This is a genomic window from Nocardia sp. NPDC088792, assembly GCF_044750615.1.
Taxonomy (GTDB): domain Bacteria; phylum Actinomycetota; class Actinomycetes; order Mycobacteriales; family Mycobacteriaceae; genus Nocardia.
Map to the genome: position 1 here is coordinate 650,247 of NZ_JBIVKC010000002.1, position 12,662 is coordinate 662,908.

Genomic DNA, 12,662 nt, shown 5'->3' on the forward strand with positions numbered 1-12,662 from the left:
ATTATGTGAGCCGTGCTACACGCTCAGCGGAACCCTCCTATATCTCCCCGATCCCCGGCAGCCCGGCCACGAAATCGAAACGGCCCGAACGCATCTCGGTCGCGGCCGCCTTGAAGGCATGCAACGCGGCCCGGGACAGGCCGCCGCCGATACTGACCCGGCGCACCCCGAGCTCGCCCAGCCGTTCCAGCGTGAGCGACGGATCCGCAGTACCCATCAGGACATTCACCGGCTTACCCACCGACGAGACCACCGCGCGAATGTCCTCGGCGGTCCGCAGGCCCGGCGCGAACAGCACATCCGCCCCGGCCTCCTCGAACGCCTGCAATCGGCGGATCGTCTCGTCGAGATCACCGAACCCGTGCAGCAGATTCTCGGCCCGCGCGGTGAGCAGCAAGGGAATCGGCAGATCGTGCGCGACCTCCGCCGCCGCCCGCACCCGCTCGACCGCGAGTCCGAACTCGTAGATCGGCTGCTCGCCATTCCCGGTCGCATCCTCGATCGACGCCCCGACCGCCCCCGTCGCCGCGGCCCGCACGACCATCGCCGCCGCCGCGGCCGGGTCATCGGCGAAACCGTTCTCCAGATCCGCGTTCACCGGCAGATCCGTTGCCGCATCGATCTCCCGGCAGTTGTCCAGGATCTCCGCCGCGGTCGCCCGCGCCCGGCCCCGCGAACTGGCGACGCCGGAACTCGTCGTGGCCAGCGCCTCGAAACCCAGCGCGGCCAGAATCCGTGCCGTCCCGGCATCCCACGGATTAGGTATGAGGAACGGTTCCGGACGCTCGTGCAGGGCCCGGAACAACGCAGCTTTCTTCGCCTGATCAGTCACCTGATCCAGCGTAATGCTGTGCCACATGGTCGATATTGCGAAGAATGCGGTCCACCGGAACCGGTGTGTGCCGGTCACCATGGCCGGCATCGGGCTGCGGCAGCAGCACCAGCCGATCGACGCCGAGTTCCCGGTACTGCTCGATGACGCGCCGGTTCAACGGCCCGACCGGGGTCACGGTGATCTCCAGCGTCCCCAACTCCGGCGGGCGCTCGTATTCCCCGGCCGCCGCGCGCAGATTCCGGAGGTGCTGCCGGGTGCGCTCCACATCGAATCCGAAGCCGTACCAGCCGTTCGCCAGGGTGATGGCACGGCGTGCGGCCAGCCGGCCACCCGCACCGACGACGATCGGCGGGCCCGGCTGCAGGACGGGCCTCGGATAGGCATTGACGCCCGAAAAGCTGACATAACGTCCCTTGTAAGCAGGTTCGGGCATGGACCACAGGGCCCGCATGGCGCGAATGTAGTCATCGGTACGCGCCGCCCGCTCGGACAGCGCTACACCCACCGCGTCGAACTCCGCCGGCACGTAACCCGGTCCGATGCCGACGATGAGCCGCCCGTCCGCCACCTGGTCGAGGCTGGCCAGCTCCTTCGCCAGTACCACCGGATTCCGCAGGGGCAGCACGATGATGCCGCTGGCGATCCGCACCGTGCTGGTATGCGCCGCCACCAGCGTCAGCCCGACCACGGTGTCCAGCAGCGGCAGTGTCGGGGCGATCGGGAACCCGTCGGGGGCGGGATCCGCGAGCACGAGATGCTCACCGCTCCACAGTGATTCGAAGCCCGCCGCCTCGGCGTGCCGCGCCACTCGCACGGCGGTCCGAGGGTCACCGCAGGACCCATGGTTGATGGCAAACAGTCCGAATTTCAACGCCATCACCACAATTTATGAGCGCCCCGAGTATGCGACCAGCGAGAATCTCGCATATGCGGCATGAGCATTCCGCATGGACCGGGGCGGCACCGGATGCCCGGATCACCCGACAGGCAGCACCGGCTACCCGGCCACGAAGCGCTGGACGCGCAATAGTGGTCGTATGGGCAACAAGCCAACTGTCGCGGCCGCGTTCACGCCTTTGCTGCGACTCGCTTTCGGACCACAGCCACCGTTGCGGTTCGAGTTCTGGGATGGAAGCTCGATCGAGCCGCCGGGCGAGGTTCCGGGCACCATGCGAATCCGGTCGGAGGATGCATTGAGCCATATGATCTGGGCGCCCGGCGAACTCGGCCTGGGCCGCGCCTTCGTCTCGGGCGCCGTGGATCTCGACGGCGATATCTTCAAGATCTGCCGCGCCCTCCAGTCCGCGGTGCCCGACCAGGCCCGCCTCGGCGCCGCCGGAGTGGTGCAGGCCGCCGACGCCGCCCGCAAGCTCGGCGCGTTGAGCCGCCGTCCGAAGCCGCCGGCCGAGGAGGCGCCGCCCCTGCGCGGCCGGCTCCACACCCGGGCTCGCGATGCGGCCGCGATCAGCCATCACTACGACGTCGGCGACGACTTCTACCGCCTCGTCCTCGGCCCGAGCATGACCTACTCGTGTGCCCGCTTCGCCGCGGCGGACGGGGACGGCACCGACGTCTCCCTGGAAGACGCCCAAGCCGCCAAACACGATCTGATCTGCCGCAAGCTGGGTCTGGCCGAACGCCCCGGCATGCGGCTGCTGGATGTCGGTTGCGGCTGGGGTTCCATGGCGATGCACGCCGCCTCGGTGTACGACGCGCAGGTCGTGGGCGTCACCATCAGTGGCACCCAAGCCGATTCCGCCCGTAAACGCGTCGCCGAAGCCGGCCTCTCCGACAATATCGAGATCCGCCGGACCGACTACCGGGACCTGCGCGGCGAGAAGTTCGACGCCATCTCCTCCATCGGCATGTTCGAACACGTCGGCGCCGAGCGCACTCCCGAATACTTCGAAACCCTGCACAGCCTGCTCCGCCCGCGGGGCCGCCTGCTCAATCACGCGATCTCCTCCCGCGGCGGCTCCAAGATCAAAAACCGCTCCTTCATCGGCCGCTACGTCTTCCCCGACGGGGAGCTACAAGATGTCGGCAATGTCGTATTGGCCATGGAGCGAGCCGGATTCGAGGTCCGCGATGTCGAATCCCTCCGCGAGCACTACGCCCTGACCCTCCGCCAATGGGTCGCCAACCTGGAATCCGCCTGGCCGGAAGCGGTTTCACAAACCAGCGAGGGCCGCGCCCGAGTCTGGCGCATCTATATGGCGGCCTCGGCCCTCGGCTTCGAGGACGGCGGCCTCAACCTCCACCAAGTCCTCGGCGTCGTCCCCACTCCCGAGGGCAACGCCGCCATGCCCGCGACCCGCCGCGCCTGGCGATAACCGAGATGGCAGGCTGATCCCCATGGCCGATGAAAGAGAAGTCTCACCAGAGCATCTCGAGGGCGAAGCCACCGAGTCGCCGCAAGAGGCGACCAAACGCAAGTTCCGCGAAGCCCTCGAACGCAAGAATGGCCACGCCTCCACGGGCGGGTCCGCCCAGAATTCCGCCAAGGTCCGCGGCACCCACGCCCAGGCCGGCGGTAAGCGCACCTTCCGCCGCCGCGCCGGCGGATAACCGCAGCACCTGTCAGCTCGGCGGTTCCAGATGGTCGCCGATGAGCATCGTGCCCGGGCCGCGTCGCGCGCCCGGGCCGTGCCGCCAGTACACGTTGTCTGCCGTGAGCGGCTCTCCACACTCACGGCAGACAACCACTCCGGAAGTCTCGTGCCCGCATTCGCGGTGCACCACCAGCGCGGGCGGCCCCGCCTCCCCCGCCAGCCACTTGTCCCCCCACGCGATCAGCATGGTCAGCGCCGGATAGAAATCCCGCCCCTGCTCGGTAAGCACATACTCGTGCCGAACCGGGTTCGATTGGTATTCACGGGCTTCCACGATCCCGTACTCCTGCAAGGCCTCGAGGCGAGCGGCCAGCACATTCGAGGCGATCCCCAGATCCCTTCGCAGATCCTCGAATCGGGTGATCCCCACGAACAGGTCGCGCAGAATCAGCGGCGTCCACCGCTCCCCGACCGCGTCGAGCGTCCGCGCGATCGAGCACACCATCTCGGACAAGGCAGCTTTGGGCACCACCCCACTCTAGTCCATTGCTTTTTGCAACGGACATGCCTACCTTGATGAAATGAGCTCCGACGCGGTAACCCAGTTCCGTAAGGCCACCGAGGCCGGCGATATCGACACCATGATGAGCACCCTCGCCCCCGACGCCGAACTGATCTCCCCGGTCTCCGCCCGCCTGATCTTCCGCAGCGAGGACGACCTCCGAATCCTGCTCTCGGCGGCCTACGGCAGCCTGGCCAACCTCCGCTGGACCGACCAGATCGGCATCGGCCCCCGCCGAGTCCTCCTGGCAACAGCCACAATCGGCCCCTTCCGCGTCACCGAAGCCCTCGTCCTCGACCTCGCCGACGACGGCCGCATCCGCCGCTTCAGCCCCCACCTCCGCCCCTGGCTCCCCCTGACCCTGCTCGCAATCAAGCTGGGCCCCCGCCTCGCCCGCCACCCCGGCGTCCTCCGCCGAGCCGGCCGGCACTGACAGCCGTATCGCGAAACGAAGAAGGCCCGGTCCGCATGGACCGGGCCTTTCCCGAGTGGAGCTGCCGGGAATCGAACCCGGGTCCTCCGCCGCATTTTCAGGGCTTCTCCGTGTGCAGTTCGCTATGCCTCTGCTCGGATCTTCCGGTCACGCGAACAAGCCGGAATGACGATCCCAGTCGCTGTTGGTTGTCCCATCCGACGCCGCGACCGCGCCGGACGGTAGAGCCCTCTAGCTGATGCCAGGGACCGGGTCGAGGGCGAACCCGGGCTGACAGACACGCTTCGTTGCTTAGGCAGCGAGAGCGTAGTCGCGCTGATTGGAATCGGCGCTTATAAGGTTGCAGCGACGCTCATACGGTGGTCTCCTGCCTGCACCGACACGCTTCCCCTGAATCAACGTACGCAGTCGAAACCGTTCAGCCCCGTCTGTGTCCACCGAATCAGATGAACTACCCGGCTCGCACCGGGCCACCTACTTTAACACCGAACAAACCTTGGTTCATTCCATTAACGCGGCGCCACCGGCCGTCAGCCGCGCATGCCCTTGATCCGGCGGCCGAGCTCGCGGGTGACCTCGCGTTCCGCATCGCGTTTGGCCAGGTCCTGGCGCTTGTCGTAGTCCTGCTTACCCTTGGCCAGAGCCAGTTCGACCTTGACCTTGCCGTCGGAGAAGTACATCGACAGCGGGACCAGCGTCAGGCTGGACTCCTTGGTCTTGCCGAGCAGCTTGTCGATCTCGCGGCGATGCAGCAGCAACTTGCGGGTGCGGCGCGGGGAGTGATTGGTCCAGGTGCCGTGCCCGTACTCGGGAACGTGCAGACCGCGCAGCCACACCTCGCCGTCATCGATGGAGGCGTAGGCGTCGACCAGCGAGGCCTTGCCCTCACGCAGGCTCTTCACCTCGGTACCGACCAACGCGACCCCGGCCTCGAACGTCTCCAGGATCGAATAGTTGTGCCGGGCCTTCTTGTTGCTGGCGATGACCTTGCGCCCCTTCTCCTTCATAACGGTCAACATTAATGGCCGGAGCCAGCGATTTATTCCGCGCATGGCCCGGACGCCCCGCCCGTCGCGCGCCGGCGACGGGCGCGGGCAACGGCGAGCAGCGGATCCGACTGTGCGCGAACGACTTTCGCGCGGAATGCGGAAGGCCCCGCAACCCGATGGGTTGCGGGGCCTTCGTGGTAGTCCCGACGGGATTCGAACCCGCGCTACCGCCTTGAGAGGGCGGCGTCCTAGGCCTCTAGACGACGGGACCAGGCCGCTCACTGCGATCTTCCGACCGAAGCAGCTCCGAAAGCTTATCTTGCCGACGCTCGCCTTCCAAATCCGCAGCTATCCGGCGTGGGCCGGATCACCGGGCGGAGCGCGGCACCGGTGGCGGGGGCGGGAGCCGCCACTCGGACGGCGGGGCAGGCGGAGTGGGGTGGGGCGAGCCGTACGGCGGCAGCGCGGGTGGGACCTGACGACCCGATGGCAGTTGCGGCGGCGGATATGCGGTCTCCCACTCGGGCCGATGTCCCGGCCGGTACTCGCCGGCGCGCGCGCCCTCCGCACGATCGATGAGGAGCGGAATACCGGTGTGCTGCCACCAATGTGCCGAGATCACGCCGTCGCTCATGCCGTGACCGACCGCGAAGGCCGAAACCGGCTGCCCCGCATACCGATCCGGCACCGGATCCAGCTTTGCCCCGATGATCGCGGCAATGGCGTCTTCGACCGCGACCCGGACATCCCAGAACGTCTCCGGAATCGGCCGTCCCCGCAGTCGTTCCCGCAGCGCATCCCACAGATACGGATCACCGCGGAGTCCCCACTGCGGTGGCGTGCGTTCGAACAGTGCGTCGAATGTCGGCATATCCCCTCCGGAGTCCTGCGCACGGGGCTGCCCCGCATCGAGTCACGGACGTTCGTCGCGCCAGCCGCGCTCGAACATCACCTTCAGTTTGTCGGCGATCGCGGCATCCAGATCGATGCCGAGTTCGGCCGCCGCCAGCCAGGAGATGATGACGACATCCGCCAGCTCCGCTCGCACCTCGTCGAAGGTGCCGGTGCGACGGGCCTGCCCGGACCAGCGACGATAGGCGCCGACGAACTCACCGGCCTCTTCGGCCAGCGCCAGCACGGCCCGATTGGCCGCGCCTTCCTCCGGAAATCCGCTCTCGCGCAATCGCTCCCGGATCTCGGCCACCACCTGCGACATGGATTCCGTCACAGTGCACTCCCCTACTGGTAGTCCGGCGGCAGGTCGTCGAAGTCCGGCGGCATCTCATCGGGCCACGGCACCTCGTCGTCCGGCGCGCCCCACGTCGGATTGCCGCCGCCACGGGATGCGGGCTGCGCCGCCGTGGATGCGGGCGGCGCCGACCTGGCGGGGCGGGCCGCGGTCGAACCGGCGGGCTCCGCGAATCGAGACGTAGCGGGACGGGCCGCGGGCGCTGCCGCCGTCGGGCGGGAGATCGGTGCGGGAGCAGGGTTTTCGGCCGCTCCGGCCGGTGCACCGCCGACCGCGGCGACGACCTCGAGGACGCCCTCGCCGTATTTGGCGCGCTTGTTCTCACCGATGCCGGAGATACCGGCGAGGTCGCCGAGGGTGGCGGGTTTGCGGGCGGCGATATCGCGCAGAGTGGCGTCGTGGAAGACCACGTAGGCGGGAACGCCCTGCTCCTTGGCGGTGGCCGCGCGCCAGGCGCGCAACTTCTCGAAGAGGTCGGAGTCGCCGGGCGCGAGGTCGGCGGTGGCGAGCCGGGATCCCTTGGCGGGCTTGGCCGCCCGGGCGGCCTTGGCGCGTTCGGGCTCGCGGCGGAGCATGACCTGGCGGCCGTCGAAGAGCACCTCGTTGGAGGACTCGGTGAGGGTCAGGACGCCGTAGTCGCCGTGCACGGCGAGCAGGCCCTGGGCCAGTAGCTGGCGGACCACGCCGCGCCATTCGGTATCACGCAGGTCGGCGCCGATGCCGAAGACCTTGAGCTCATGGTGGGAGTGCTGCTCCACCTTGGGATTGCGCTTGCCGATCAGGATGTCCACGATGTGGCCGGCGCCGAAGCTCTGTCCGCGTTCACGTTTCAGGCGCAGCACGGTGGACAGCAACTTCTGCGCGGGGACCGTGCCGTCCCACGACTCGGGCGCATTCAGGCAGGTGTCGCAATTGCCGCACGCCGCCCCGGTCTGCCCGAAGTAGGCGAGCAGCTGGCTGCGACGGCACTGCACGGTCTCGCACAGGGCGAGCATGGCGTCGAGGTGCAACTGCAGCTGGCGGCGGTGCGCCGCGTCGCCGTCGGAGGAGTCGATCATCTTCCGTTGCTGCACAACGTCATTGAGGCCGTACACCATCCACGCCGTGGACGGCTGACCATCACGGCCGGCGCGACCGGTCTCCTGGTAGTAGCCCTCGACGGATTTCGGCAGGTCCAGGTGTGCGACGAAGCGCACGTCCGGCTTGTCGATGCCCATGCCGAAGGCGATGGTGGCGACCACCACCAGTCCCTCTTCCCGCAGGAAGCGGGATTGGTTCGTCGCGCGGATCCGATTGTCCAGCCCCGCGTGATACGGCACCGCCTCCACGCCATTGGCGGTGAGGAACGCGGCCGTCTTCTCCACCGAGTTACGCGACAAGCAGTAGACGATGCCCGCATCCCCGGCGTGCTCGGTCTGGATGAATGACAGCAGCTGCTGGTCGGCGCGGTTCTTGGCCTCGATGCGGTACTGGATGTTCGGCCGGTCGAAGCTCGCGACGAAGTGCTTGGCCCGCGTCAGATCCAGCCGTTCGGCGATCTCCTTGCGCGTCGCCTCGGTGGCCGTCGCGGTGAGCGCGATGCGCGGCACATCCGGCCAGCGCTCGTGCACCATCGACAGGCTGAGATAGTCCGGCCGGAAGTCGTGGCCCCACTGCGAGACACAGTGCGCCTCGTCGATGGCGAAGACGGAGATCTTGCCCCGGTCGAGCAGCTGCGCCGTGGACTCCAGTCGCAGCCGCTCGGGTGCGAGGTAGAGCACATCCAGCTCGCCCGCCACGAATTGCGCCTCGACAGTGCGGCGTTCGTCGGGGAACTGCGTCGAGTTCAGGAACCCGGCGCGCACCCCGACAGCGTTCAGCGCGTCCACCTGATCCTGCATGAGCGCGATGAGCGGTGAGATCACCACGCCCACGCCCGGCCGCACCAGCGCGGGAATCTGATAGCAGAGCGACTTACCGCCACCGGTGGGCATCAGCACCAGCGCGTCGCCGCCGGAGATCACCTGTTCGACGATCTCCTGCTGCGGCCCGCGAAAACTGTCGTACCCGAACGTCTTTCGCAGTACCTGATGCGCCGCTTCCATTCCGGCGCTCAGGTTTTCGCTGACGGTGTCGACCTCGGCTGCGCTCACCCGGGCAATCCTACGGATATCAGCCGACACCGACGAGCGCGTCGCCAACTTCGCACCCCGTTACTCACGAACGTAATAGCGAAGTGCGGCATACGCGGTGAGCGCGGCGAATCCGACACCGATCGGTGTGACGATCAACGCCACCGTCGCGATGTCGTCGCTCGAGATCTTCGGCAGCACCTGATCATTGAACAGACTGCCCAGTGCCCGATTGATCACCAGCGGCTGCGCAATGAACAAACCGCCTACTGCCAGCACCGATCCCACCAGCGCCGCAAGCACGGCCTCCAAGAGGAACGGCAACTGCGTGTACCAGCGCGTCGCGCCGACCAGCCGCATGATGCCGACCTCGGTCTTCCGCGCCAGCGCCGCGACCTGAACCATATTGGCGATCAACAACAGTGCCGCCAGCGCCTGCAGCGCCGCGAGACCGAAGGCCGCATTGCGCAATCCGACGAAGAAGCTGACCAGCCGGTCCACGATGTCCATGTCATTGAGCACCGTCATGACGCCCGGGCGTTTGGCGAAGTCGTCGTAGATGTCCCGGTACTTGGTGACATCGTCCAGCTTCACCCGGAACGAGGCCGGCAGCCCGTCCTGGCTCACCTCGTCGGCGAGGCCCGGCTGGTCCTTGAAGGTGGTCTCCTTGACCTCCTTCACCGCGTCCGCGCTGTTGACGTACTGCACGCTCGCCACATCCGCGTGCTTCTTCAGATCCGACATCAGCGTCTTGCACGGATCGGCGGTGCAGTCCGGGTCGGTCTTGGAGGTGTTGTCGTCGAGGTACAGCCGGATCTCGACCCGCTGGACGTAGTAGTCCTGGATCTTGTCGGCCATGCGCACCGCGAGCAGACCGCCACCGAGCATGGTCAGCGACACCGCCGTGGTGAGCACCATGGCGATGGTCATGGTGACATTGCGGCGCAGGCCGGTGAAGATCTCACCGAAGAGGAATCCGACGCGCATCAGCGACCCACCCCGTAAACGCCCATCTCGTCGTCGCGCACCACGCGGCCGCGGTCGAGCTCGACCACACGCCGGCGCATGGCGTCGACGATGGTGTTGTCGTGGGTGGCCATGACCACCGTGGTGCCGATGCGATTGATGCGTTCCAGCAGCGTCATGATGTCCTGACTGGTATCCGGGTCCAGGTTGCCGGTGGGCTCGTCGGCCAGCAGGACCAGCGGCCGGTTCACGAAGGCGCGGGCGAGGGCCACGCGCTGCTGTTCACCGCCGGAGAGCTCGCCGGGTAGTCGATCGGCCTTGCCTGCGAGACCGACCATGTCGAGCGCCTCGGGCACGGCGCGCTCGATGAAGGATCGGTTCTTGCCGATCACCTCGAGCGCGAAGGCGACGTTCTGGTACACCGTCTTCTGTTGCAGCAGCCGGAAGTCCTGGAAGACACAGCCGATGCGCTGACGTAGTTTCGGCACCTTGCGCCCGGGCAGGCGGTCGACTCGGAAGTCGGCGACCCAGACCTCGCCGTCGGTCGGCTTCTCGTCCTTGAGCAGCAACCGCATGAACGTCGACTTCCCGGAGCCGGAGGGCCCGATGACGAAGACGAACTCGCCTTTTTCGATATCGACCGAAACGTTGTCCAGAGCAGGCCGCGTCGACGTCTTGTAGGACTTGGTGACGTTCCGCAGGGTTATCACGGGTTGCCAGTGTAACCATTAGGTCACGATGATCGCCCCCGCCGCGCGGAAACCGAGGTCAACGTGCCGGATGGTTTGTTTCTGACGGCAGATAGTTGCTGAGCACGGTGTTCACAATGGGCGGTGTAGCCGTTTTGTCGTGACTGTCGGGTTTCACGAATAGATACAACACGAATGTGGCGACCCACACGGTGAGCAGAATCGCCGTGGACTTACGTGTTTTCACTCAAACCCTCCCGGCGCAGTGCCGCGGCCACCCGCACCCGCAGCTCCCGTCCGACTTCGAACTGTTTGCCCGGCAACGTGCGGGCCACCATCTTGATATTCATCTGGTCGACCGTGAGGTCCTCGACACCCATCACGGTGGGCTCGTCCAGCAGCAGCGCTTTCAGCTTGCGATCCGCGAATGCCTTGGCGCCCACGTCGTGCAGAATCTCGTTGACCTTGTTGATGTCGGCGGTAGCGGGTACGGGCACGTCGATGGCCGCACGCGCCCAATCCTTCGACAGGTTGGTCACTTTCACGATCTGACCGTTCGGGACAGTTATCACTTCGCCATCAGCGCTACGCAAAGTCGTGATACGCAACGTGACGTCCTCGACCGTACCCTCGGCCTCCAACGAATTACCAGTGACCGCGATCCGCACCACATCACCGAAGCCGTACTGCCTTTCGGTGATGAGGAAGAAGCCGGCCAGAAGGTCCTGTACAACGCGCTGCGCACCGAAACCCAGTGCGGCGCCGAGCACCGCCGCTGGCGCAACTAGGCCACCGAGCTGGAAGCCCAAGCGGCGCAACACTTCCAGCGATACCAGAAAATATGCGAGGGACAGGATCACCCAGGTGATGACCTGAGCCAGCGCATGCCGGTGTTTGGCCGCCTCGGACCGCACCAGCGAATCACTGGAACGGAAGCCGGCGTCGATCCGGCGCGTGATCCGGTCCCGCACAAAGGTTGTGGCACGACTGAACAGCATCGTGCCGATGATCAGCAGCACGATCTCGAGACCGCTGGACCGGGCCCAATTTCCGACGTCGGCTCCGGAACCCATGGCGAGAATCGAACTGGTGCTCATCTATTGCCTCCGCTTCACCCTGGAGTGGGCTCAGGCCTGGGTCTGCTGCTCCCGCATGCGCCAGCGGATTCCGGATTCGATGAAGGCATCGATATCACCGTCGAGCACGGCGGACGGATTGTTGACCTCGTAGTTGGTCCGCAGATCCTTGACCATCTGGTACGGATGCAAGACGTACGAACGCATCTGGTTGCCCCAGGACGCGCCCTCATTGGTCTTGAGCGCGTCCATCTGGGCGCGCTCTTCCTGCCGCTTGCGCTCGAGCAGCTTGGCCTGCAGCACGCGCATGGCCGAAATCTTGTTCTGCAGCTGCGATTTCTCGTTCTGACAGGTGACGACGACGCCGGTGGGGATGTGCGTGAGGCGGACCGCGGAGTCGGTGGTGTTGACGGACTGACCGCCCGGCCCCGACGAGCGGTACACGTCGACGCGGATCTCGCCCTCGGGGATGTCGATATGGTCGGTGGTCTCCACCACGGGCAGCACCTCGACCTCGGCGAACGAGGTCTGGCGGCGGCCCTGGTTGTCGAACGGGCTGATGCGCACCAGGCGGTGTGTGCCCATCTCGACCGACAGGGTGCCGTAGGCGTAAGGCGTCTTGACCGCGAAGGTGGCCGACTTGATGCCCGCCTCTTCGGCGTAGGAGGTGTCGTAGATCTCGACCGAGTACTTGTGGCGCTCGGCCCAGCGCACGTACATGCGCATGAGCATCTGCGCCCAGTCGGCCGCGTCCACGCCGCCCGCGCCGGAGCGAATATTGACCAGCGCCTCGCGCTTGTCGTATTCGCCCGACAGCAGGGTGCGGACTTCCATGGCTTCCACATCGGCGTGCAGGGCGGACCGCTCGGCGTCGGCGTCGGCGAGGGCCGCGGTGCGATCCGCACCCTCCTCGGCCTCGGCGAGCTCGTACAGCACGGGTAGGTCTTCCAGGCGCTGCCGCAGGTCCTTGACCCGCCGCAATTCGCTCTGGGCATGGGACAACTCGCTGGTCACGCTCTGCGCGTGCTCTTGGTTGTTCCAGAGTTCGGGATCTGCCGCCTGCTGTTCGAGCTCGTCGATGCGGCGAGCCAGCTCGTCGATATCGAGCACCGACTCGATGGTCTTCAGAGTGGTGTCGAGTTCGGCCAAGTCAGCGGAGACGTCAGGATGCACGGTGTTCAAGGCTACCGGGCTGGCCCG

14 protein-coding genes, 1 tRNA gene and 1 other RNA gene are annotated in these 12,662 nt (G+C 66.6%); 3 read left to right on the forward strand and 13 right to left on the reverse strand.

What is annotated here, in order from left to right; genetic code table 11:
• Positions 1-37: 37 nt before the first annotated feature.
• Together ACIP5Y_RS12220 and ACIP5Y_RS12225 are read right to left on the reverse strand one after the other, a co-directional pair.
• On the reverse strand, positions 38-832 hold the full coding sequence (locus ACIP5Y_RS12220) for an oxaloacetate decarboxylase (RefSeq protein ID WP_400349832.1): 795 nt from the start codon (positions 830-832) through the stop codon (positions 38-40).
• On the reverse strand, positions 825-1,712 hold the full coding sequence (locus tag ACIP5Y_RS12225; RefSeq protein WP_400349833.1) for a TIGR03619 family F420-dependent LLM class oxidoreductase: 888 nt from the start codon (positions 1,710-1,712) through the stop codon (positions 825-827). The genes ACIP5Y_RS12220 and ACIP5Y_RS12225 overlap by 8 nt, the downstream gene beginning before the upstream one ends.
• 160 nt (positions 1,713-1,872) lie before the next feature.
• Here ACIP5Y_RS12225 and ACIP5Y_RS12230 point away from each other — a divergent pair, with 160 nt between their 5' ends.
• Both ACIP5Y_RS12230 and ACIP5Y_RS12235 read left to right on the forward strand, forming a co-directional pair.
• Positions 1,873-3,168, forward strand: a complete 1,296-nt coding sequence (locus ACIP5Y_RS12230; protein WP_400349834.1) for a class I SAM-dependent methyltransferase — start codon at positions 1,873-1,875, stop codon at positions 3,166-3,168.
• Positions 3,169-3,190: 22 nt separating this feature from the next.
• A complete protein-coding gene (locus ACIP5Y_RS12235) occupies positions 3,191-3,403 on the forward strand; it encodes a DUF5302 domain-containing protein (RefSeq protein ID WP_397008497.1) in 213 nt (70 codons plus the stop codon).
• Between the two features lie 12 nt (positions 3,404-3,415).
• Here ACIP5Y_RS12235 and ACIP5Y_RS12240 read toward each other — a convergent pair whose 3' ends face one another.
• A complete protein-coding gene (locus ACIP5Y_RS12240) occupies positions 3,416-3,916 on the reverse strand; it encodes a winged helix-turn-helix transcriptional regulator (protein ID WP_400349835.1) in 501 nt (166 codons plus the stop codon).
• A gap of 52 nt (positions 3,917-3,968) precedes the next feature.
• Here ACIP5Y_RS12240 and ACIP5Y_RS12245 point away from each other — a divergent pair, with 52 nt between their 5' ends.
• Entirely contained in the window at positions 3,969-4,382 is a 414-nt protein-coding gene (locus tag ACIP5Y_RS12245; protein ID WP_400349836.1) for a nuclear transport factor 2 family protein, read from the forward strand.
• Positions 4,383-4,435: 53 nt separating this feature from the next.
• Here the strand turns inward: ACIP5Y_RS12245 and ssrA are convergent.
• The 10 genes from ssrA to prfB form a co-directional block, all read right to left on the reverse strand.
• Positions 4,436-4,808, reverse strand: a transfer-messenger RNA (tmRNA) gene (gene ssrA / locus ACIP5Y_RS12250).
• Between the two features lie 104 nt (positions 4,809-4,912).
• Positions 4,913-5,389 carry an SsrA-binding protein SmpB gene (smpB, locus tag ACIP5Y_RS12255; protein WP_397008491.1) on the reverse strand — a complete coding sequence of 159 codons (477 nt, stop codon included), beginning with the start codon at positions 5,387-5,389 and terminating at the stop codon, positions 4,913-4,915.
• A gap of 177 nt (positions 5,390-5,566) precedes the next feature.
• Positions 5,567-5,642 (reverse strand) — tRNA-Glu (locus tag ACIP5Y_RS12260).
• 96 nt (positions 5,643-5,738) lie between these two features.
• On the reverse strand, positions 5,739-6,242 hold the full coding sequence (locus ACIP5Y_RS12265) for a hypothetical protein (RefSeq protein WP_400349837.1): 504 nt from the start codon (positions 6,240-6,242) through the stop codon (positions 5,739-5,741).
• Between the two features lie 42 nt (positions 6,243-6,284).
• Entirely contained in the window at positions 6,285-6,599 is a 315-nt protein-coding gene (locus tag ACIP5Y_RS12270) for a hypothetical protein (RefSeq protein ID WP_400349838.1), read from the reverse strand.
• An 11-nt stretch (positions 6,600-6,610) separates the two neighbouring features.
• Entirely contained in the window at positions 6,611-8,704 is a 2,094-nt protein-coding gene (gene recQ / locus ACIP5Y_RS12275; RefSeq protein ID WP_400351243.1) for a DNA helicase RecQ, read from the reverse strand.
• 108 nt (positions 8,705-8,812) lie between these two features.
• Entirely contained in the window at positions 8,813-9,718 is a 906-nt protein-coding gene (ftsX, locus tag ACIP5Y_RS12280) for a permease-like cell division protein FtsX (protein ID WP_397008485.1), read from the reverse strand.
• The gene (gene ftsE, locus ACIP5Y_RS12285; protein ID WP_397008483.1) at positions 9,718-10,407 is read right to left on the reverse strand and encodes a cell division ATP-binding protein FtsE; all 690 of its coding nucleotides are present in this window, start codon (positions 10,405-10,407) and stop codon (positions 9,718-9,720) included. Before ftsE ends, ftsX begins: the two co-directional genes overlap by 1 nt.
• Before the next feature lie 212 nt (positions 10,408-10,619).
• Positions 10,620-11,459: a mechanosensitive ion channel family protein gene (locus ACIP5Y_RS12290; RefSeq protein WP_400351244.1), complete on the reverse strand. Its 840-nt coding sequence runs from the start codon at positions 11,457-11,459 to the stop codon at positions 10,620-10,622.
• Positions 11,460-11,513: 54 nt separating this feature from the next.
• Entirely contained in the window at positions 11,514-12,635 is a 1,122-nt protein-coding gene (gene prfB, locus ACIP5Y_RS12295) for a peptide chain release factor 2 (protein WP_400349839.1), read from the reverse strand.
• Positions 12,636-12,662: the final 27 nt, after the last annotated feature.